The 19,570-nt window shown below is 68.5% G+C and carries 20 protein-coding genes; 12 read left to right on the top strand and 8 right to left on the bottom strand.

Annotated features, from left to right (window positions below; translation table 11 throughout):
- Positions 1-115 precede the first annotated feature (115 nt).
- Positions 116-760: a TetR/AcrR family transcriptional regulator gene (locus tag IG75_RS0116030; protein WP_030522079.1), complete on the top strand. Its 645-nt coding sequence runs from the start codon at positions 116-118 to the stop codon at positions 758-760.
- Between the two features lie 38 nt (positions 761-798).
- Here IG75_RS0116030 and IG75_RS0116025 read toward each other — a convergent pair whose 3' ends face one another.
- Positions 799-1,677: an oxygenase MpaB family protein gene (locus IG75_RS0116025; RefSeq protein WP_030522078.1), complete on the bottom strand. Its 879-nt coding sequence runs from the start codon at positions 1,675-1,677 to the stop codon at positions 799-801.
- Positions 1,678-1,940: 263 nt separating this feature from the next.
- Between IG75_RS0116025 and IG75_RS0116020 the strand changes: the two genes are divergently transcribed.
- Together IG75_RS0116020 and IG75_RS0116015 are read left to right on the top strand one after the other, a co-directional pair.
- A complete protein-coding gene (locus tag IG75_RS0116020) occupies positions 1,941-3,389 on the top strand; it encodes an acyl-CoA synthetase (protein ID WP_051714652.1) in 1,449 nt (482 codons plus the stop codon).
- A gap of 33 nt (positions 3,390-3,422) precedes the next feature.
- The gene (locus IG75_RS0116015; protein WP_030522076.1) at positions 3,423-3,791 is read left to right on the top strand and encodes a PPOX class F420-dependent oxidoreductase; all 369 of its coding nucleotides are present in this window, start codon (positions 3,423-3,425) and stop codon (positions 3,789-3,791) included.
- Positions 3,792-3,806: 15 nt separating this feature from the next.
- Here the strand turns inward: IG75_RS0116015 and dapD are convergent, their stop codons facing one another.
- Positions 3,807-4,754, bottom strand: coding sequence for a 2,3,4,5-tetrahydropyridine-2,6-dicarboxylate N-succinyltransferase (gene dapD / locus IG75_RS0116010; RefSeq protein WP_030522075.1), 948 nt, complete (start codon positions 4,752-4,754; stop codon positions 3,807-3,809).
- Between the two features lie 60 nt (positions 4,755-4,814).
- Here dapD and dapE point away from each other — a divergent pair, with 60 nt between their 5' ends.
- The 5 genes from dapE (at position 4,815) to IG75_RS0115985 (ending at position 9,552) form a co-directional block, all read left to right on the top strand.
- Complete coding sequence (dapE, locus tag IG75_RS0116005; protein WP_030522074.1) at positions 4,815-5,912, top strand: succinyl-diaminopimelate desuccinylase; 1,098 nt, start codon at positions 4,815-4,817, stop codon at positions 5,910-5,912.
- A gap of 147 nt (positions 5,913-6,059) precedes the next feature.
- Positions 6,060-6,863, top strand: a complete 804-nt coding sequence (locus IG75_RS0116000) for an LOG family protein (protein WP_030522073.1) — start codon at positions 6,060-6,062, stop codon at positions 6,861-6,863.
- Positions 6,857-7,417: an LOG family protein gene (locus IG75_RS0115995; protein ID WP_030522072.1), complete on the top strand. Its 561-nt coding sequence runs from the start codon at positions 6,857-6,859 to the stop codon at positions 7,415-7,417. Before IG75_RS0116000 ends, IG75_RS0115995 begins: the two co-directional genes overlap by 7 nt.
- Before the next feature lie 318 nt (positions 7,418-7,735).
- The gene (gene folP / locus IG75_RS0115990; RefSeq protein ID WP_030522071.1) at positions 7,736-8,617 is read left to right on the top strand and encodes a dihydropteroate synthase; all 882 of its coding nucleotides are present in this window, start codon (positions 7,736-7,738) and stop codon (positions 8,615-8,617) included.
- Positions 8,614-9,552: a glucosyl-3-phosphoglycerate synthase gene (locus IG75_RS0115985; protein ID WP_030522070.1), complete on the top strand. Its 939-nt coding sequence runs from the start codon at positions 8,614-8,616 to the stop codon at positions 9,550-9,552. Before folP ends, IG75_RS0115985 begins: the two co-directional genes overlap by 4 nt.
- 33 nt (positions 9,553-9,585) lie before the next feature.
- Here the strand turns inward: IG75_RS0115985 and IG75_RS0115980 are convergent, their stop codons facing one another.
- From IG75_RS0115980 to sigE, 6 genes are all read right to left on the bottom strand, one after another.
- Positions 9,586-10,110: a hypothetical protein gene (locus IG75_RS0115980; protein ID WP_030522069.1), complete on the bottom strand. Its 525-nt coding sequence runs from the start codon at positions 10,108-10,110 to the stop codon at positions 9,586-9,588.
- A 238-nt stretch (positions 10,111-10,348) separates the two neighbouring features.
- Positions 10,349-11,209: a hypothetical protein gene (locus tag IG75_RS0115975; RefSeq protein WP_030522068.1), complete on the bottom strand. Its 861-nt coding sequence runs from the start codon at positions 11,207-11,209 to the stop codon at positions 10,349-10,351.
- A gap of 51 nt (positions 11,210-11,260) precedes the next feature.
- On the bottom strand, positions 11,261-11,677 hold the full coding sequence (gene tatB / locus IG75_RS0115970) for a Sec-independent protein translocase protein TatB (RefSeq protein ID WP_030522067.1): 417 nt from the start codon (positions 11,675-11,677) through the stop codon (positions 11,261-11,263).
- 33 nt (positions 11,678-11,710) lie between these two features.
- Entirely contained in the window at positions 11,711-13,255 is a 1,545-nt protein-coding gene (locus IG75_RS0115965; RefSeq protein ID WP_030522066.1) for a S1C family serine protease, read from the bottom strand.
- Between the two features lie 10 nt (positions 13,256-13,265).
- Entirely contained in the window at positions 13,266-13,661 is a 396-nt protein-coding gene (locus IG75_RS0115960) for a zf-HC2 domain-containing protein (protein WP_036514211.1), read from the bottom strand.
- A 64-nt stretch (positions 13,662-13,725) separates the two neighbouring features.
- Entirely contained in the window at positions 13,726-14,391 is a 666-nt protein-coding gene (gene sigE / locus IG75_RS0115955) for an RNA polymerase sigma factor SigE (RefSeq protein ID WP_281181638.1), read from the bottom strand.
- A gap of 452 nt (positions 14,392-14,843) precedes the next feature.
- Between sigE and IG75_RS0115950 the strand changes: the two genes are divergently transcribed.
- The 4 genes from IG75_RS0115950 to IG75_RS0115935 all read left to right on the top strand — a co-directional run bounded on the left by IG75_RS0115950 (position 14,844) and on the right by IG75_RS0115935 (position 19,565).
- Positions 14,844-15,476, top strand: coding sequence for an O-methyltransferase (locus tag IG75_RS0115950; RefSeq protein ID WP_373863774.1), 633 nt, complete (start codon positions 14,844-14,846; stop codon positions 15,474-15,476).
- 668 nt (positions 15,477-16,144) lie between these two features.
- Positions 16,145-16,915 (top strand): TetR/AcrR family transcriptional regulator, encoded by a 771-nt coding sequence (locus tag IG75_RS0115945; RefSeq protein ID WP_063834151.1) that lies wholly within the window; start codon positions 16,145-16,147, stop codon positions 16,913-16,915.
- Positions 16,916-16,992: 77 nt separating this feature from the next.
- Positions 16,993-17,913, top strand: a complete 921-nt coding sequence (locus tag IG75_RS0115940) for an ABC transporter ATP-binding protein (RefSeq protein ID WP_030522061.1) — start codon at positions 16,993-16,995, stop codon at positions 17,911-17,913.
- The gene (locus IG75_RS0115935) at positions 17,910-19,565 is read left to right on the top strand and encodes an ABC transporter permease (protein ID WP_036514207.1); all 1,656 of its coding nucleotides are present in this window, start codon (positions 17,910-17,912) and stop codon (positions 19,563-19,565) included. Before IG75_RS0115940 ends, IG75_RS0115935 begins: the two co-directional genes overlap by 4 nt.
- The last annotated feature ends 5 nt before the right edge of the window (positions 19,566-19,570 follow it).

Raw genomic sequence — 19,570 nt, 5'->3', positions numbered from 1 at the left:
CCTATGAGAAGATTATATGATAACCATCTCATTCTCTCGATGTTGCGTCAACCGGCCCCGTGATTGTGCGATGCTTACCGTGTCATTGCATCGCCGAGCGCGGGAAGGTGCCGAGATGGGTGCGCTGGCTCAATTGTTGCCTCTGGTGCGAACACCGCGCCGAGATCAAGATCAATCCGTGCTGTCCGCGGCGTTGCAGGCTTTTCTCGACTTCGGGATCAAGCGCACGAGCATGGTGGAGGTCGCCCGGCGTGGCGGCCTCTCCCTGGCCACACTGTACCGGCGGTTCTCCAGCAAATCGGACTTGATCCAGGCGGTCGGATTGGCGCAGACCCGCGATTTCATCGAGGGTGTCGACGCCGCGGTGCAGCAGCAGATCGAGCGCGACGCCGGCGCCGAGGATCAGATCGTGGAACTGTTCGTCGCGTTCCTGGCCGGTCTGCGCGGTAACGAGCTGCTGGATCGGCTGCTGAACACCGAACCGGAGATCGTGCTGCCCTATCTGACCACCCGGGGCGCCCCGGTGATCGAATTGGGTCGCGATTACGTCGCCGAATTCATCACCCGACTCCAGGGCGAAGGCAAGCTCCCGGAATACGATCCGCTGCCGCTGGCCGAAATGATCGCGCGGACCGCGCTGTCGCTGGCGCTGACGCCGCAAACGGTGATCCCCCTGGATGACGATATCGCGGTGCGCAGATACGCGCGTGATCATGTGGCGGTCTCGTTCCGGGTGCCGGGCCAGGTCGCCGAATCCTGAAATTCGAACAGGCTCGTTTTCATATCCGCGAATTCGAATCAGACGAGTTTCAGTCCGAACCTGCGGCGGATCCGGAAATCGACCAGATAGGCCTGGATGGGGAAACTGCGCAGCGGTGCCGGCAGCGTCGCCGAGATCCGGCCCAGTCCACGGAGCATGCGCCCGAAGCGGCGCTCGTCGCCGGCCGACCAGGCCATACCCATCTCCGCGCGTAGATGCGGCGGTAGGAGGCCCGCGGTGACCCATCGGTTGAAGCGGCCGCCGAGGAATTGGACCGGGCGGGGGAACATCTTCAGATCGACGATCTCGTTCAGCATGTCCCGGACCGGTGGGTCGATCTTGGTCGCGGCCAGGTTTTCGGTCCAGTAGCGGTCGAATGCCGCCGGGTCGGCCGGCCAGGCCTCCGGCGGCACCTGCAGGGTGGTGCCCAATCGTGCGGAATGGCGATAGATCGTCTCTTCGAGGTCGGCGTCCGCCCGGCCGTGCATACGCTCCCGGATATCGCGTGCGCCCCAGTACAGGCAGGCGGCCACCCACAATTGCAGATCGCGGTCGAATGCGTTGTACCGCACCGGGCTCTGCGCGGTGGAGCGCACCTGGCGATGCGAGGTATCGACGGCTGCCCGATAAGCGGTCCGCTCGGCGGGGCTGCCGAGCAGCGCGACCGCCAGATAGGTGAGTGTGGTGCGCGTGCGTTTCACCGGATGCAATGTCAGCCTCCCGCTGTCGACCGGGCTTTCCAGAACTCCGTAACCGACTCCGGGAACGGCGAGCTGCATGATGACATTGGCGGCGGCCCCGAGTATCGCGGCGCCGTCGATATAGGGCCGGAAGTCGAATTCCTCGTCCTGCACCGAATGGGCCGGTCCGGCGGCGGAGCCGGATACGGGGGGACCGGCGGCGGGTGTGCTGGTCATGGAAGCCACCGTTTCGAGGGCTCGAGAAAGCTGACGATTCACCTTCTCGCCGCTGCCCATATGTGTCAAGCGAGGCCGCAAACAATTCGGTCTCGTGTGCGTCGGAGCTCGCCCGTGGTAAGTGTGATTTGAATCGATGAAGTTTCACCAATGGGTGTGGAATTCCCGCGCAACGATTACGCGCACCTCCTACCGCCGCATTTGCCGGGATTATCGGGCAGGTGCCCGACCGCCGAACGAGGCCGGGGCAGTAGTTTGGGCGCATGTCCTACGGCCACCGTCTGCTCAGCTCCCTCGACCCCCTCGCCGTCGCCGCGGGCGCCGATATCCCGGACGCCGTGACCATCGACGGTGTGACGCTGTCCCGCAGTGATCTGCTCGGGGCGGCCACCTCCGTGGCCGAACGTGTCGCTCGCGCCGAACGAGTCGCCGTGCTGGCCCGGCCGACGGCGGCGACCGTGCTCGCCGTGGTGGGATGCCTGATCGCCGGAGTCACCGTGGTGCCGGTACCGCCCGATTCCGGAACGGCCGAGCTCGACCATATGCTCGCCGATTCCGGCGCCCAGGCATGGCTCGGCGACGCGCCGGAGGGCACCTCCCTGCCGGTGGTCCCGGTGCGGCGGCACGCCCGCTCCTGGCACACCTATCCCGAGCCCGATCCGGGCGCACCGGCTTTCGTGCTCTACACCTCCGGCACCACCGGCGCCCCCAAAGGTGTGGTGCTGAACCGCCGGGCCATCGCGGCCGGACTCGACGCACTCGCCGACGCCTGGGCCTGGACCGCCGCCGATGTGCTGGTCCACGGCCTGCCGCTGTTCCATGTGCACGGGTTGATCCTGGGCCTGCTGGGGCCGCTGCGGGTCGGTAGTCCGCTCGTGCACACCGGGAAACCGACTCCCGCGAACTATGCGGCGGCCCCGGGCACGATGTACTTCGGCGTACCGACGGTCTGGACCCGGATCGCCGAGGATCCGACCGCGGCCAAGGAGCTGGCCGCGGCCAGACTGTTAATCTCCGGTAGCGCCCCGCTGCCGGTACCGGTGTTCGAGCGGCTCGCCGAACTCACCGGGCATCGGCCCATCGAACGCTACGGCATGAGCGAAACCATGATCACCCTGTCGGCTCGGGCGGACGGTGAACGGCGGCCCGGTTGGGTGGGCGTACCGGTGCGGGGCGTCGAGACCCGGCTCCGGGACGAGGCAGGACAGCCGGTACCGCACGACGGCTCCGGTATCGGCGGCCTCCAGGTGCGCGGGCCGATGCTCTTCGACGGCTACCACGGCCGTCCCGAGGCCACCGCCGACTGCTGGACCGAGGACGGGTGGTTCCGCACCGGCGATGTCGCCGCCATCGACGCGGACGGTTTCCATCGGATCGTAGGCCGTGAATCGGTGGACCTCATCAAATCCGGCGGCTACCGGATCGGCGCGGGCGAGGTGGAAACCTCCCTCCTCGGCCATCCGTCGGTCGCCGAAGTGGCCGTTGTCGGCTTGGCCGACCCGGATCTGGGGCAGCGGATCGTCGCCTTCGTGATCCCGCGCGGCCCGGCGCCGGCGGAACAGGAACTCATCGACCATGTGGCCGGGGAACTCTCGGCGCACAAACGGCCCCGTGAAATCCGGTTCGTGGACTCGCTCCCGCGAAACGCCATGGGCAAGGTCCAGAAGAAGCTGCTCGACCGGCCGCGCCCGCGGCACGAGCCAGGGTCTTGACCTGAACGTGGATCGAGGTTTTACCGTTCGATCATGAACACCACGCTCACCCGGGACCATATCGATTACCTCGCCGGACAGCGGCTCGGCCGGCTGGCCACCGTGGCGCCGGACGGGGCGCCGCAGAACAATCCGGTCGGCTTCCGCTACAACCCCGAACTCGGCACGATCGATATCGCGGGCTGGAATATGGGCCGGTCCCGGAAGTTCCGCAATCTCGCGCGGAACAACCGGGTGGCCTTCGTGGTCGACGATATCGCCTCGGTCCAGCCGTGGCGGGTGCGGTGCCTGGAGATCCGGGGCGCCGCGGAAGCCCTGACCGATACGGTCACCTACATCGGGCCGGAGGAGAGTGAACTCATCCGCATCCACCCCGAACGCGTGATCGCCTTCGGCCTCTGAGTGCCGCCGGCGGACCTAGTTGTGGGCGTGCAGGGCCTCGTTGAGTTCGATACCGGTCCCGGCGCGCGGCACCACCTCGACGGCTCCGGTGCGCGAGTTGCGGCGGAACAGCAGGTTGTCCTTGCCGCTCAGTTCGGCCGCCTTCACCACGGTGCCGTCCGGGGCGGTGACCTTGGTGCCGGCGGTGAGGTAGAGACCGGCCTCGACCACGCAGTCGTCGCCGAGCGGAATGCCCAGGCCGGAGTTGGCACCCAGCAGTGAGCGCTCACCGATCGAGATGATGGTCGTGCCGCCACCGGAAAGGGTGCCCATGGTGGAGGCGCCGCCGCCGATATCGGAGCCGTCGCCGACGAGCACCCCGGCCGAGATCCGGCCCTCGACCATGGAGGTGCCCAGGGTGCCGGCGTTGAAGTTCACGAAGCCCTCGTGCATCACGGTGGTGCCGGCGGCGAGGTGTGCGCCCAGCCGGACCCGGTCGGCGTCGCCGATACGGACACCGGACGGGACCACGTAGTCGACCATGCGCGGGAACTTGTCGACGCTGTACACCGTGACCGGGCCACGCGCGCGCAATTTGGCGCGGGTGATCTCGAAACCCTCCACCGCCGCCGGGCCGTGGTTGGTCCACACCACATTGCTGAGCAGGGCGAACTGGCCCTCCAGGCTCACGCCGTGCGGCCGGACCAGACGATGGGAGAGCAGGTGCAGCCGCAGATAGACATCGTGAGCGTCCACGGGGGCGGCGGAGAGATCGGCGATGGTGGTGCGCACCGCGACGACATCGACGCCGCGCGCCGGGTCCGGGCCCACCAGCTCGGCGAATTCGGCGGGCACCGTGGCGAGGCGTTCGGTGCCGGTGTCACCGAACTCACCCAGCTCCGGGCTGGGAAACCAGGTGTCCAGGACGGTCCCGTCCGAGGTCACGTTGGCGATGCCGATGGCGGATGCTCCCTGAGTGCTCACGACACGGAAGCCTACCCACCGGCGGTCTGTCACGGTGGGGCCCCTCTACGCTCGTACGCTGTGACACTCGACCTGCACGCCGATCCCATCGCCCTCACCGCGGCCCTCGTCGACATCCCGAGCGTTTCTCGGGGCGAGGCCGCGATCACGGCTGCCGTGGAAACGGCGCTGCGCACCCAGACCAGCGGTTTCGAGGTGCTGCGCCGCGGCAATGTGGTGCTCGCCCGGACGAACCGGGGACTGCCGACCCGGGTCGTGCTGGCAGGGCATCTGGACACCGTGCCGATCGCGGACAATGTGCCGGGCCGGTTCACCACCGAGAACGGCGCCGAGGTCTTCTACGGTTGCGGTTCGGTGGATATGAAATCGGGCGACGCGGTGTTCCTGCATCTGGCTGCCACCGTCGCCGAACCGGTCCACGATCTGACCCTGATCTTCTACGACTGCGAGGAGATCTCCGCCGAATTCAACGGACTCACCGCCATCGAGCGGGAAGTGCCGGAATGGCTGGACGGTGATCTGGCGATCCTGGGCGAACCCTCCGGCGGCTGGATCGAGGCCGGTTGCCAGGGCACGCTGCGGGTCCGCTTGCGGACCACCGGGGTGCGTGCGCATTCGGCCCGCTCCTGGCTCGGCGACAATGCGATCCACCGATTGGCGCCGGTCCTGGCGCGGCTCGCGGAGTACCGGGCCAGGGAGGTCGAGATCGACGGTTGCCGTTACCGGGAGGGGCTGTCCGCGGTCCGCGTCGGCGGCGGGGTCGCGGGGAACGTGGTGCCGGACGAGGCCGAGGTCGAGGTGAATTTCCGGTTCGCCCCGGACCGTTCGGTGGAGCAGGCGATCGACCACGTGCGCGAGGTGTTCGCGGATATCGAACTCGACCTGGAGGTCACCGACTCGGCTGCCGGCGCGCTGCCCGGCCTCACCGCCCCCGCGGCGCGCGGGCTGGTCGACACGGTGCGGGCGCACGGGTCGGCGGGCGTGCGGGCCAAATACGGATGGACCGATGTCTCCCGGTTCGCCGCCCGCGGTATCCCCGCCGTGAACTTCGGCCCCGGCGACCCCAACCTCGCGCACAAACGCGACGAGCACGTCCCGTTGGCCCAGATCACCGCGGTCACCGAGATGCTGCGCCGCTACCTCACAGCTTCGCCCTAGCCCGCTCCGGCGTATCGGCGGCGCCGGCCGAGCCGGGACCGAGCGAGCCGGCCGGCCGTACGAGGCATGCGCGCAGCGCACGGCCCGCGGGCGCGGCGGGGGGACCTCAGGGGCCTCGACCCCGTGCGCGCCCAATACACTGCGGCCATGTCTACCGACGCCGCCGAATCCGGGATGGCCGGCAAACCCAAGACCCGCTACCGCGGGCCCATCATGTTCCGCCGGGAACGGACCCCGCGGGGCACCACCGCCGACCAGCATCTGCTCGATCAGCGCAGCGACAGCGACTGGGTACACACCGACCCGTGGCGGGTGCTGCGGATCCAGGCCGAATTCGTCGAGGGTTTCGGCGCGCTGGCGGAGGTTCCGCGCGCGGTGAGCGTCTTCGGTTCGGCACGTACCGAACCCGGTAATCCGGAGTACCAGGCCGCGCGGGAACTGGGCGCGGCCCTGGCGACCGCCGGTTTCGCGGTCATCACCGGCGGCGGTCCCGGGGTGATGGAGGCGGCCAACCGCGGAGCCTCCGAGGCCGGCGGCTACTCCATCGGACTGGGTATCGAGCTGCCGTTCGAGCAGAGCCTCAACGACTGGGTCGATCTGGGGATAAACTTCCGCTACTTCTTCGTGCGCAAGACGATGTTCGTGAAGTACTCCCAGGCCTTCGTCTGTATGCCCGGCGGATACGGCACCCTGGACGAACTGTTCGAGGCGCTCACCCTGGTGCAGACCCGCAAGATCACCCGGTTCCCGATCATCCTGTTCGGCAGCCGGTACTGGGCGCCGCTGGTGGACTGGATACGCGGGTCCCTGGCCGCCGACGGTCGTATCTCCCCGGGCGATATCGATCTGCTGCACGTCACCGACTCGGTCGAGGACGTGGTGCGCATCATCCAGGAGTCCGAACCGGGCGCCGCCACCATCGAGAAGGTCGGGACGGAGGACGAATGGTGACTCCGCGGCCCTTCGCGGTGTGCGTGTACTGCTCGGCCGGTACCACCGACCCCGATCAGCTCGAATTGGCGGCCCGGGTCGGCACCGAAATAGCCCGGCGCGGGTGGCAACTGGTATCCGGCGGCGGGCACGTCTCCATGATGGGTGCGGTGGCCACCGCCGCCCGCGCCGGCGGCGCCAATACGGTCGGCGTCATACCGAAACACCTGGTCCACCAGGAGGTGGCCGATGTGGACGCCGACGAACTGGTCGTCACCGATACGATGCGCCAGCGCAAACAGGTGATGGAGGATCGCTCCGACGCCTTTCTCACCCTCCCCGGCGGAATCGGCACCCTCGAGGAGTTCTTCGAAACCTGGACCGGCGGCCACCTGGGCCAGCACAACAAGCCGATGGCGATCCTCGACCCCACCGGGCACTACAGCGGCCTGTTCACCTGGCTCTCCGAACTCCACGACCGCGGCTTCGTCCCGCGGGCGGCCCTCGACCGCATCACGGTCACCCCCGACCTCACCGAAGCCTTCGCGGCCCTGAGCAAGGATTCGGATCAGTGAGCTGATCCGGGGCAGTGTTTTTCGGCGGCGCCTTCGACCCTTTCAGGGCCTCGTAAGACTCGGCACCGAGAGGGTGGCTGTTCGTGAAAGGGATCAGACGCCAGGCCGCCCGGGCGGTCGAGTCGGCATCCGACCCGAGCGTCGAATGCCGACGCGACCGCATGTGTCGAGTGTTGCGAGACACCTCAAAGGGTTGGGGCCCGTCTCGCCGTTCAGGCCTCGAAGTGCATGCGGCGGAGCCGCGAGTCTCGAGGCCTGAACGGCGAGACCAAGGGGGCCTCGACCCCGGGCGCCGAAGGCGCGCCATAAACTGAGTTCATGTTCGAGCCCGTCCGGCCGTTGCCGACACTCTGCGGCCGGACCGTCGCGACGGATCGCGCGCTGGTGATGGCCATTGTGAACCGCACCCCTGATTCCTTCTACGACCGTGGCGCGACCTTCAGCGATTCCGCCGCGCTGGCCGCGGTGGCCCGGGCTGTGGACGAGGGCGCCGATCTGGTCGATATCGGTGGGGTGAAGGCGGGGCCGGGGGAGCATGTGGACGCGGCCGAGGAGGCGCGGCGGGTGGTGCCGTTCGTGGCGGCGATCCGCGCGGCCTATCCCGGCCTGTTGATCAGTGTGGACACCTGGCGGTCGGAGGTGGCGCGGGCCGCGGTGGCCGAGGGGGCGGATCTGATCAACGACACCTGGGCGGGTGCGGATCCGGAGTTGGTGCCGGTGGCGGCCGAGACCGGGGCCGGGATCGTATGCAGTCACACCGGCGGGGCGGTGCCGCGCACCCGGCCGCATCGGGTCCGGTACGGCGATGTGGTGGCGGAGGTGACCGACACCGTGGTGCGGGCGGCGGAGCAGGCCGCGGCGGCGGGGGTGCGCCGGGATTCGATTCTCATCGACCCCACCCATGATTTCGGGAAGAACACCTATCACGGGCTCGCACTGTTGCGGGCAGCGGACGTTCTTGTTAAAAGCGGGTGGCCGGTCTTGATGGCGCTGAGCAACAAGGATTTCATCGGAGAGACATTAGGTGTCGGACTTTCCGAACGACTGGAGGGCACATTGGCGGCAACAGCATGGTCGGCCGCGGCCGGTGCTCGCGTTTTCCGTGTGCACGAGGTTGCCGCGACCCGTCGCGTCGTGGACATGATCGCCGCGATCCAGGGCATCCGGCCCCCCGTGCGAACTCTGCGAGGTCTCGTATGAAATTTCCCCATCACGAGCCCGACTGGGCGTCGACCCACACCTGGGATGCCCCCGACTGGTCGGTGACCGATCTCGTCGCCGCCAAGGCCGGCCGGACCGTATCGGTGGTGCTGCCCGCGCTGAACGAGGAGAGAACCGTCGCCGAGGTGGTGGCCAGTATCCGTCCGCTGCTGGGCTCCCTGGTGGACGAGCTGGTGGTGCTGGATTCGGGGTCGACCGACGCCACCGCCGACCGCGCTCGCGCGGCCGGCGCGGAGGTGATCACCCGGGAGCAGGCCGTACCCGAGCTGGAACCCTTCCCGGGTAAGGGCGAGGTGCTGTGGCGTTCGCTGGCGGTGACCACCGGTGATCTGGTGGCGTTCGTCGATTCCGATCTGATCGACCCGGACCCGGCATTTGTGCCGAAGCTGCTCGGTCCGTTGCTCACGACTCCCGACCTGCATCTGGTGAAGGCCTACTACCGGCGGCCGCTGCGGCACGGCGGCGGGGTCGACGCACACGGTGGCGGCCGGGTGACCGAGCTCGTGGCCCGGCCCCTGCTGGCCGCGCTGCGGCCGGGGCTGACCCAGGTGTTGCAGCCGCTGGGCGGTGAGTACGCCGGGACCCGCGAGTTACTGACGGCGGTGCCGTTCGCCCCGGGATACGGCGTGGAGATCGGGTTGCTGCTCGATACCTACGACCGGCTGGGCCTGAGCGCGATCGGGCAGGTCAACCTGGGTGTCCGCACCCATCGCAACCGTCCGCTGGCCGATCTCGGTGTGATGAGCAGGCAGATCCTCGGGACGGTGCTGGGTCGCAGCGGGGTCCCGGATTCGGGGGCGGCGCTGACCCAGTTCCCGCTGATCGGTGGCGAGTTCACGCCGCACAGCACCGCGGTGGATCTGGTCGATCGGCCGCCGATGAACACCATCCGGCCGGACGTCGCGGCCGCGTGAGCGAACGGGCCCGCACCGCGGCGCCCGCCGGCCTCAGCGGTCCGGGTCCGGCTTTTCCGCCGGTGGTTCGTCTCCGGTTTCCGGGGGCTGCTGCTCGTCTCCGGGCTTCTTCGCCGGGCGGCCGACGGCTTCGGTTTCCGGTGGCGGTTCGGCTCCTGTCTCCTTCGCTGTCCCGCCGGGAACTCCGGGTTCGACGCCGCCGGCGCCGGGCGTGGCTTCCGCGATGGGCGGTATCTCGGGTCCGGCGCCGGTCGCCGTGGGCGGGGTGACGACGGCCGCCGCGGGCCGGTCGGCGTCGTCTACCGGTTCCGGTGCGGCCCCGGTTCCGCCGGTTTCCGGTCGGTCTTCGCCGGGCTCTTCGGCCGTTTCCGCTTCGGTGGGTTCCTCTTCGGCCGCTTCCTGCTCGACAGGTTCCTGTTCGTTTTCCAGACGCGCGCGGAGTTCGGCGACTGTCACGTAGTCGCTTTCGGCGGAATGGGGGGCGCGCAGCCACAGGACGAGGGTGATCAGCAAGCCCACCGCGACCAGGGCCACCGCCAGGATGATCAACGCGTTCACCTGAGCCTCCACGAATTATCTTTCGGAGCCGACAATCGCCATGTGCACCGCATAGGTACCGAGTAATGCTCTGGCTATCGAATCGTCGGGCCCGGGTAACCGGTCGCGGTAATAGAAATCGGCCTACTGCGCACCACAGTAGCAATTCTTCGACCAGCTAATATTCGCTGTCGCTATCGGTGTTCCGGCGTGTCGGCGGTATCGGCCGCGGATCATTCGCGGTCGGCGCGGCTCGCGGTCAGCGCCGCTGGCGTACGGCCTGGGGGCGGGAATCCACCGGTTCGTGGAGATAGACGGGGGTGAGCAGATCGGCGTCCACGGGTTCACCGGTGGTGCGCTCGTAACGGACGCCGATCAGTACGGAGAAGCGGCGGTTGGCCGCTCGTTCGTGCAGGGTCGCCAGCCGGGTGGCCAGCAGCCGTACCGCGCCGAGCGAACCCGGTGGGTGCAGGCCGTCGAGAACCAGGATCGAACCGCGGCCGTCCGGGCGCGGTAGCCGTGCGAGATAGGCGATATCGTGCGGTTCCGGGCTGGCCGGCCGGTAGATACGCCGGGCGGCGCGATCCTCGATACCGCGCCGGCCGTCCCCGGGGCGCGCCACGGCGCGGCGCAGGCGTGGGTCGGCGGCGATGAGATGCCGCAGGCTCGGGGACAGTTCCGGACCGCCGATCACGATGAGGCCGTCCCGCAGCAGATCGATCGGGCGTCCCGGGGCGAAGGGTTCGATGGTGACCGCGAAGCCGAGTTCCCGTAGCTGTTCGGCCAGCCGGGGCGCCGCCGCCGGGTCCGGAGCGCCGATCAGCCTGCCCGCGCGGGTATCCGGGACCAGCAGGGTCAGCGGCCCGTGCCCGAAGAACAATCCCTCGGGTGCCGGGCCCTGGGTGCTCACCTGGTGGATCCGGGCGCGGGAAAGGCCTGCTGCGGCACCGATTCTCGCGAAAGTCCACCCCTCGGCGTGTAACTCGCGGATCACCGCGCGCCGAATCCGGGTGAGTTCGTTGATGGTCTGCTGAGCCGCTGCGACACCTTCGGTGGCGGCCTTGAGTCGCTCGACTTTGTCTTCGATCGCGAATATTCGCGCCACGTCATCGGCCGACATGTGCGAAGTCTAGACAGGGAGACGCTGAACTGCGTCTAGCCTGGTTGACGATCAGGTGGCGTCGGTATCGATCGGGGGACGTTCGTTGTGCTCCAAGGGTTTATCCAACTTGGGCATCGGGTAATCTGGCATCCCGCTGTGTGTCCCCAGCACATTCTTGCTGTCCGGCAGGGCGCCGTCGAGATCCTTGAAAAGGGAATCATCGCCGTTCAGGAGGTGTTTCGTCACCACCGAACGCGGTGACATACCCCGTAATTCCTGGAGGTCGGCGAGCGGTTTACGCAACTCCTCGAATTCGGGCCCGAGTTCGGACCGCAATTGTGATGTGGCGCCGGTGGCGTAATCGCGAACTTGGCGCAGGCTGCGCGCAGTCCACCGCGCCGCGCCGGGCAGGCGCTCCGGACCGAGAATCACGAGGGCGGCGACGAGTAGCACGAGCATCTCGCCCCACCCGATACTGCTGAACACTCCTACAGGCTACCCGGCGCCGCGACCAGCGGGTCAGTCGGAGGTCAGCGTCACCGGGATATCCACCTGCCGGCCTTCCCGGATGAGCTGGACGTTCACCGACTGGCCGATTTTATTCATCTGAACCGCCACCACCAGTTCGTCGGGATTGGTGACTTCACGGTCGCCGATCCGGACGATCACATCGCCTTCGACGATGCCGGCGTTCGCGGCCGGGCTGCCCGGCTGTACATCGGCGACCTCGGCGCCGCTCATGACTTCGTTGGCGACGGTCTTCTGCCGGGCGCTCACCCCGATCATCGGGTGATGGATCGACCCGTCGCGGATGAGGGTCTGCGCGACCTGGGTCATCTGGTCCACCGGGATGGCGAAGCCGAGGCCCACCGAACCACCGCTCTCGCTGCGGATGGCGGTGTTGATCCCGATGACCCGGCCGTCCGCGTCCACCAGCGCGCCACCGGAATTGCCCGGGTTGATCGACGCGTCGGTCTGTACCGCGTCGATCACCGCTTTGGTATCGCTGCCCTCGCCCTCCAGTTTCACCGGGCGATGCAGCGCGCTCACGATGCCGGAGGTGACGGTTTTGCTCAGGCCCAGCGGGGATCCGACGGCCAGCACCGCATCGCCGACTTGCACGTCTTCCGATTTGCCGAGCTGGGCAACCGTGAGATTTTTCACATCCACCTTGAGTACCGCGAGATCGGTCTTGGGATCGCGACCCACGATATTGGCCGGTGTCCGGGTGCCGTCGGAGAAGGTGATCTGGATCCGGGCCCGCCCGGACTGGTCCTGCGCGGCCATGGAGATGACGTGGTTGTTGGTGACGATATAGCCGTTACCGTCGATGACCACGCCGGACCCGGTGGCGCCGTTGTCGCCGACCGTGGTGCGGATGGACACCACCGACGGCAGTACCGCGTCGGCGACCTGCGCGATCGGGCCGTGCGGCTGCTCGCCGTCGGTCTGTTCCAGACTGACTTTGCGGGAGGTCAGGGTCGAAGCCGTTTCCGCGGTCAACCGGCCGACCAGGCCCCCGACCAGCCCGATTGCCAGGGCGATCGCACCGAGCGCCAGCAGCGCCTTCGGGGCGACCCGGGACCCGAAGAGAACCTGCCGAGCGGAGAGTTGTTCGGCGCGCGGGAATTCTCGCGCGGCCGGTGTGGCGAGTGCCGGAGCACCCAGGCGGGCCGCCGAATCCGGATCGCGCCAGGGATCGGCCGGGCCGGCTACCGGTTCGCGCTCGTTGTCGGCGTCGGGATCACGCTGGAGCAGTTCGGTGGAACCGGGTGGCCGGCCGAAGGCCTCCTCCAGTACGGCGCGTGGCGGGCCCTTCGGGGCCACCTTGGTCACGGAATCGGCGTCCGGGCGGGCCGGGCGCGCGGCGAAGGATCCGGATTGACCCGAGGGCCGGCGGAAGACATTCGCGGTATGTGAGTCCACATGGGGTCGATAGACCGGCCGCGGAGCCAATACGGGCGCATCGGGCGGGCGCAGAGTGCCGTTGTCGGTCGTCGTGCCGTTTTCGTCCGCCGAATCAGCGTTATCGGCAGGGGAATTCTGCGTCGGTTCGGAACTCACGCGGCAAACTCTACTTGCGCCACCACACCGACCACCGGAAGCTGTCGAAGGTTGCCGAGAAAGATTGGCTCGTGAAGCCGAATACCGCCTCGTTACGCTGATTTCCGGCCGAATTCTGCGATTGTGCGCCGCTGGGCGGTTCGGCGAGGGGAATGCGGGACAGCGTGTCGTGCAGCCCGGTGGGAATCGAGACCTGGGAGGCGCGGCGCAGGGCGATCCGCGCCTGCTGCTGGGCCTCGACCTCGGCCGCGCATTCCGGGCACACCGAAAGGTGCTGGGCCGCACGCAGGTAGGGATTCATCCGCAGTTCGCCATCGACGTAGGCGGCGACTGCCTCGCTCGCCAGATGCTCGGTGGAGTGGAACTGCGGGGAACGACGACCGGGCGTTTCGGAGTCGCCACTCATTCGCTGCCCATCCTTCCCGACCGGTATCACAAACTGCTGTGATCCCGGCGTCATGATCGCAGGATCACCCGAAGCTCGCCTCGGCGGCGAAACGCTCCTGGACTCCATTATGCGCAAGATACTCGCGCAGTGCCTGCCGGCCGCGATGGATTCGACTGCGCACCGTGCCGAGTTTCACGCCGAGCGTCGCGCCGATCTCCTCGTAGGACAGCCCCTCGATATCGCAGAGCACGACCGCGGCGCGGAACTCCGGAGCCAGCGAGTCCAGCGCGGACTGCAGATCCGGATCGAGCCTGGCGTCGTGGAAGACCTGCTCGGGCCCCGGCCCGTCGGCGGGTACCCGGTCGTAGTCCTCCGGTAGCGCCTCCATCCGGATACGGCTGCGCCGCCGGACCATGTCCAGGAAGAGATTGGTGGTGATGCGGTGCAGCCAGCCCTCGAAGGTGCCGGGCTGGTAGTTCGACAGGGACCGGAAGACCCGGATGAAGGTTTCCTGGGTGAGGTCCTCGGCGTCCTGCGCGTCACCGGAGAGGCGGTAGGCCAGCCGGTAGACCCGATCGGCGTGTTCGCGGACCAGTTCGTCCCAGGTCGGCATCACGGTGCGGTCGCCGGTGGCGTCGAAGGCGGCGGTGCCGGTGAGCGGAAGCATGCTGTCGAGCTCGGAGGCCGTATCGGCCAACACGGCCTGGGCGGCGTCGTATTCCTCGGCTCGCTCGTCGGTAATGGACATATCGGGCACCTCCATCAGGGCGTCCGGTGGAGCGGGGTCTTCGGTCACCGGGTCGTGCTGCGCGGCTACCTCCGAAACCGGCCCGGTAAACGGCCGCGGGCCGAATTCGTCCGGCCCGGGTAGACCGTGCCCGGCGCGGGTCGCCGAACGGTCGGCCCGGGACAGTTCGGGCAAGGTGGCGGACTCGCGTGCCGCATCGACCATGTGGATGGTGACAACCTCCTGATCGGGACCGAGGCGTAGGCTCGAATACGCGGCCCGTTGTTCGGGCCGTCGTTCATCGGGTACAACGGTGGATCGGTACTCCGTTGTTCCCGTCCGCCGCGCTCGGTCGGCTGGTCTTGCGTAGCCCACACTCTTCCGTCTCCCGGTGTGGGGCGGTTATGGGGATCCTGAGGGACACCTGAGAATGTTGCGACCGGCATCGCCGCGTTTGGCATAGCCTCTTGGGCGTGGCATCGAACCTGGAGCTCAATCTCGCCTACGTGGAGGAATCCGTCGTCGAGGACGAGGTACTCGTCAGCGCCCGCGAACGGGCCACCGAGCTGGGCGTGGCTCCGGTACCGCCGTCGGTCGGCGCGCTGCTGAGCATGTACGCGCAGCTGCTGGACGCGCGGGCGGTGGTCGAGGTGGGTACCGGTGCCGGGGTCAGTGGATTGTGGCTGCTCGACGGTATGCGCGAGGACGGCACGCTCACCACCATCGATTCCGAACCCGAACATCAGCGGGCGGCCAAGGAGTCGTTCCGTGCCGCCGATATCCCGCTCGCCCGGACGCGGCTGATCAACGGGCGTGCGCTGGACGTGCTGCCGCGGCTGGCCGACGGCGCCTACGACCTGGTGTTCCTCGATGCCTCGCCGATCGAGCATCCGCAATACATTGCCGAGGCGGTGCGGCTGCTGCGGGCCGGCGGGGCGGTACTGCTGCACAATGCGCTGCTCGGGGGCCGGGTACCGGATCCGGCGAATCGCGACGCGGCGACCCAGGCGGTACGTTCGGCGACCCGGTACGTGGCCGAGAACCCGGGTCTGACCAGCGTGCTCATTCCGCTCGGTGACGGGTTGCTCTGCGCGTCCAAGGGCTAGCCCCGCGGCCGGTTCGGCTGCCCGCGCGCCCTGACCTCGTCGCCATCGGACTCCCGGCCGCCCCGGGGCGGTGATCAGACGCGGCGGGCGCGGCAGGCCTGAGGGCCGGAGTGCAGCGGTCGTCGCCGGTGTTGCGCTCGACCGGGCCCCGAAGGGGACTTCGCCGAGGTCGTCGGGGCAGGCCTCGGCGCGGTCCCGGCCGGCGTGATTGCCGGTGCCGCCGGCCGTACTCGTCCGGTCGTCTGTTCCGCCCTGTATCGACGGCCCGCCGAAGATCACGTCCGGCTGCACGGAATCCGGTGCGGTGCCGACGCGCGGGTTGCCGGATGCCACTGGTGGTGGCGACCCGGTTTCGATGCGGTGGCCGACGCCTGTGCAGGGTGGTATTGCTGCGACGTTGCCGCACGGGGGCGGAAACCGTGGTCGGGGTCGCGTTCCGGGGGCGACAGGTTGCTGCGCCGGTCCGGTGGATAGGCCCCTGCTTCGGGCAGGGGCCTATCCACCGACGCTCGAGGGGGAAGGCCGGATCCGGCGCGCCGGCGCACGGCTGTGAGCTGTGTATTTGTGTTCTTCTGCACCAGGTGGCACGCCCGGGCCGGGCGTCTTTACGGAATCTCTACGGCATCCCCTCTTGCGCCGTCATTGAACGTGTGTTTAATGTATTGAACATGCGTTCAAGCGATGATCTGAATACGCGGGCCCGGATTCGGGACGCCGCCCTCGTGCTGTTCGGCGAAGAGGGCTTCGGAGTCGGTGTACGTGCGATCGCGGCGGCCGCGGGTGTGTCGCCGGGCCTGGTCAACCATCATTTCGGGTCCAAGGACGGGTTGCGGCGCGAATGCGACGATCATGTGCGCGCGGTGATCCGCGAATCGAAGATGAGCTACATGAACCGGCCGTCGTCGGGGAATCTGCTCCAGCAGCTGGCCGAGATCGAGGAGTTCGCGCCGATCATCGCCTACGTGATGCGCAGCTTCCAGGCCGGTGGCGATCTGGCGGTATCGATGTTCGAGCACATGGTCGAGGACGTCGAGCAGTATCTGGAAGCCGGGATCGCCTCCGGCGCCGTGCGGAGGCCGCGGGACCTGAAAGCGATGTCGCGCTATCTGGCGAGCGTCAACGGCGGCGGCATGCTGCTGTTCATCCAGCTGCGTGCCGGAGCCTCGGGGGCGGTCGACTACCGGCAGGCGTTGCGGGAGTACAGCGACCAGATGATGTTGCCCGCTCTGGAGATCTTCACCGAAGGGTTGCTACCCGACTCCACCATGCTCGATACCGTCCTGGCCGACGCCGCGGCCCGGGCCGGACAGGGTGCACCGCCGACGCCGGACGCACCGACCACCGGCCGCGTACCCGCGCCGGACGCCGGAGCGGAGGCGGCCGCCGCGCACCCACCAGAAACGCCGACGCCGGCACGAACCGCCGGCGACGCGCACTGAGCCGGCGCGGCGTCCGATCCGCCGCGCCTGCGAACCCTCTCCATCAACGCTCTATCTCTGTCCCACGAGGAGACACGATGATTTCGGCAATTCGGATCCGGGATCTGCACAAACACTTCGGTCAGGTCCGGGCACTGGACGGACTGGACCTGGAAGTGTCCGAGGGCGAGGTCCACGGATTCCTGGGCCCCAACGGAGCCGGTAAGTCCACCACCATCCGGGTGCTGCTCGGGCTATTGGCGCGCACCTCCGGTGAGGTGCGGATGCTGGGGCGCGACCCCTGGGCGGACGCGGTGGCACTACACCGCGAGATCGCGTACGTGCCGGGTGATGTGACCCTGTGGCCGTCGCTGAGCGGGGGCGAGACCATCGACCTGCTGGCCTCGATGCGCGGTGGGCTCGACATCGCGCGCCGGGCCGAACTGATCGAACGCTACGAACTCGATCCCCGGAAGAAGGCACGCACCTACTCCAAGGGCAACCGCCAGAAGGTCGCGCTGGTCTCGGCTTTCTCCTCGCACGCCCGGCTGCTGCTGCTGGACGAACCCACCTCCGGCCTGGACCCGCTGATGGAACAGGTGTTCCGGGAATGTGTCGCCGAGGCGGCCGAGCGGGGGGCGACCGTGCTGCTGTCCAGTCACATCCTCTCGGAGGTGGAGGCACTGTGCGAGCGGGTCACCATCATCCGGTCCGGGCGCACGGTGGAAAGCGGCACGCTGTCGTCCATGCGGCATCTGAGCCGTACCTCCATCACCGCCGAACTCACCGGCGATCCCGGTGATATCGCGGCCATGCCCGGGGTGGCCGATGTGAGCATGGACGACCACACGCTGCGCTGCCAGGTCGACGGTGAACATCTGGCCGAGCTCATCCGCGTCCTCGGCGATACCGGCGTCAGCAGCCTGACCAGCCGCCCACCGACGCTGGAAGAGCTGTTCATGCGGCACTACTCGATCAACGGCCACGAGGCCGGCGAGCTGGAAGAGGCGCGGAAATGACGACCGCCGTCGCCGGGGCACGGCACAGCGTGCTCCCTACGAGTCCCGGCCGCACCGGATTCACCGGGACCACCCGGCTGCTGCGGCTGTACCTGCGCCGCGACCGGATCGTGGCGCCGCTGTGGATCCTGCTGCTGTCCCTGCCGTTGGGCGGGGTCTATGTGGCCAGTATCGAATCGGTGTATCCCACCGCGGCCGATCGCGCCTCCTTCGCGGCCACCATCCTGGCCAGCCCGGCGCAACTGGCGATGTACGGCCCGATCTACAACACCTCGATCGGCGCGGTGGGCATCTGGAAGGCCGGGATGTTCCACACGCTGATCGCGGTGGCCACCATCCTCACTGTCATCCGGCACACCAGGGCCGAAGAGGAGACGGGACGCAGTGAGATCCTTGCCTCCACCTCGGTCGGTCGCTACGCGAACCTGACGGCCGCGCTCGTCCTGGCGCTGGGCGGCTCACTGCTCACCGGACTGCTCGGCGCGGTGAGTCTGACCGCGACCGATGTCCCGGCGAGCGGATCGCTGGCCTTCGGGCTCGCGCTGGCCGGATCCGGCATGGTTTTCGCGGCCGTGGCCGCAGTGACGGCGCAGGTCTGCACCGGCGCGCGGCTGGCCCGCGGACTGGCGTTCGCGGTGCTCGCGGTCACCTTCACCCTGCGAGCGATCGGTGACGCCCGGGCGGGGGCGGGCCCGGTGAGCCCGCTGACCTGGTTGTCCCCGCAGGGCTGGTCATTGCAGGTGCGACCGTACGCCGGTGATCGCTGGTGGGTGCTCGCGCTGCACCTGGCCCTGCTGGTGGTGCTGATGACCGTCGCCTACGCGCTGCTGCGCCGCCGTGATGTCGGTGCGGGTCTCATCGCGGAACGGCTCGGGGAACCGGCGGCGGGTGCGGACCTGGCCGGACCGTTCGGCCTGGCGGTGCGGCTGCAACGCGGCACGCTGCTGGCCTGGACGGTCGGGGTCGGTCTCTACGGTCTGGTGATCGGCAGCGTGGTGGCGGGTATCGGGGACAGCTTCGCCGAGAACGAGACGCTGCGCGATCTGATCACCCGGATGGGCGGCTCCGAATCGATCGAGGACTCGTTCATCTCCTACGCCTTCACCATGCTCGGAGTCGCGGGCGCGGCGTACGCCGTCTCGGCGACACTGCGGTTGTTCGGCGAGGAGAACGGCCACCAGGCCGAATCGGTACTCAGCGGGGCCGTCGGCCGGCTGCGCTGGGCCGGCAGCCATCTGGTGTTCGCGCTCGGCGGGCCCGTGGTGATCATGCTGACCGCCGGGTTGCTCGGTGGCGTGGCCTACGGTCTCGCCAAGGACGATATCGGCGGGGAATTGCCCGGTGTGGTGGCCGCGGCCCTGATCCAGCTTCCGGCGATCTGGTTCTTCGCCGGGCTGACCCTGGCGCTGTTCGGGCTGGTGCCGCGCTGGACTCCGGTGGCCTGGGGACTGCTCACCGCCGCGATCGCGGTGTTCCTGCTCGGTTCGTTCTCCGGCGCGCCGCAGTGGTTCCGCGATCTGGAACCGTTCAGTCACGCGCCCAAGGTGCCGGGGTCGGAGTTCACCGCGACTCCGGTTATCGCGGTCACGGTGATCGCCGCGGTGCTGCTCGCGGCCGGACTCGCCGGGGTGCGGGGACGCGACATCCGCTGACCTGT

Source organism: Nocardia rhamnosiphila NBRC 108938 (assembly GCF_000720425.1).
Lineage (GTDB): Bacteria > Actinomycetota > Actinomycetes > Mycobacteriales > Mycobacteriaceae > Nocardia > Nocardia rhamnosiphila.
This window is presented reverse-complemented; position numbering and strand designations above follow the sequence as displayed.

What these genes read in the sequence shown, in the direction of transcription:
- IG75_RS0116030 (WP_030522079.1), top strand. Translation starts at nt 116, where the DNA reads ATGGGTGCGCTGGCTCAATTGTTGCCTCTGGTGCGAACACCGCGCCGA.
- IG75_RS0116025 (WP_030522078.1), bottom strand. Translation starts at nt 1,677, where the DNA reads ATGACCAGCACACCCGCCGCCGGTCCCCCCGTATCCGGCTCCGCCGCC.
- IG75_RS0116020 (WP_051714652.1), top strand. Translation starts at nt 1,941, where the DNA reads ATGTCCTACGGCCACCGTCTGCTCAGCTCCCTCGACCCCCTCGCCGTC.
- IG75_RS0116015 (WP_030522076.1), top strand. Translation starts at nt 3,423, where the DNA reads ATGAACACCACGCTCACCCGGGACCATATCGATTACCTCGCCGGACAG.
- IG75_RS0116000 (WP_030522073.1), top strand. Translation starts at nt 6,060, where the DNA reads ATGTCTACCGACGCCGCCGAATCCGGGATGGCCGGCAAACCCAAGACC.
- IG75_RS0115995 (WP_030522072.1), top strand. Translation starts at nt 6,857, where the DNA reads ATGGTGACTCCGCGGCCCTTCGCGGTGTGCGTGTACTGCTCGGCCGGT.
- folP (WP_030522071.1), top strand. Translation starts at nt 7,736, where the DNA reads ATGTTCGAGCCCGTCCGGCCGTTGCCGACACTCTGCGGCCGGACCGTC.
- IG75_RS0115985 (WP_030522070.1), top strand. Translation starts at nt 8,614, where the DNA reads ATGAAATTTCCCCATCACGAGCCCGACTGGGCGTCGACCCACACCTGG.
- IG75_RS0115975 (WP_030522068.1), bottom strand. Translation starts at nt 11,209, where the DNA reads ATGTCGGCCGATGACGTGGCGCGAATATTCGCGATCGAAGACAAAGTC.
- IG75_RS0115960 (WP_036514211.1), bottom strand. Translation starts at nt 13,661, where the DNA reads ATGAGTGGCGACTCCGAAACGCCCGGTCGTCGTTCCCCGCAGTTCCAC.
- sigE (WP_281181638.1), bottom strand. Translation starts at nt 14,391, where the DNA reads ATGTCCATTACCGACGAGCGAGCCGAGGAATACGACGCCGCCCAGGCC.
- IG75_RS0115945 (WP_063834151.1), top strand. Translation starts at nt 16,145, where the DNA reads ATGCGTTCAAGCGATGATCTGAATACGCGGGCCCGGATTCGGGACGCC.
- IG75_RS0115940 (WP_030522061.1), top strand. Translation starts at nt 16,993, where the DNA reads ATGATTTCGGCAATTCGGATCCGGGATCTGCACAAACACTTCGGTCAG.
- IG75_RS0115935 (WP_036514207.1), top strand. Translation starts at nt 17,910, where the DNA reads ATGACGACCGCCGTCGCCGGGGCACGGCACAGCGTGCTCCCTACGAGT.